The organism is Streptomyces globisporus, from assembly GCF_003501885.1.
GTDB lineage: Bacteria > Actinomycetota > Actinomycetes > Streptomycetales > Streptomycetaceae > Streptomyces > Streptomyces globisporus_D.
On sequence record NZ_QWFA01000424.1, the window covers coordinates 1 to 588 of the forward strand.

Annotated in this window: 1 pseudogene; it reads right to left on the reverse strand. The window is 78.7% G+C overall.

The features are described from left to right. Window positions 1-588: pseudogene (locus D3105_RS34125) on the reverse strand (N-acetylmuramoyl-L-alanine amidase); the annotation flags it as partial.

Genomic DNA, 588 nt, shown 5'->3' on the forward strand with positions numbered 1-588 from the left:
CGACGGGGGCGGCCCGGGCGGGCTCGGGGGCCGTCTCCGTGGCGGGGTCGGGTGCGGGGTCCGGGCCGGGGTCGACGAGTTCGAGGCGCAGCCCCTCGGGGAGCGGCGCGGCTTCGGACCGGCCCTGCGGATCGGCCGGCTCCGGCCGTACGCGGACCTCGACGCCGTCCGATGCGCCGACCCAGAGGGGGGCGGTCGCACCGCGCACGGCGCCGGAGGACCGCTCGTCGCTGCCGAGGTCGGCGGCGTGTTCGGCGTTGTGGGTCTCGACGTCCTGCCAGTCCGACCAGCTCGTACCGCCGGCCGCGCGGGTGCGGACCTGGACCGTGCCGTGAAGTTCGGCCTCCGCGTCGTCCCAGACGACCCCCACGAGGGAGAACGGCCGGGCCGTCCGGCGCTCCAGCCCTTGACCGGCCGCCGCGCCCGCGACCCGGTCGGACGGTGCGGCGAGGGGCTCCAGCGGCAGGGACTGTGTCGAGCCCGAGGACTCGGCGGCGGGGAGTTGGGCGGCCCGTACCGACGGCGGGCCGGCTCCCGGTGATTCAGGGGACAGGGAGGGCGGCCGAGCCGAGGCGGAGTGCGGGGGCG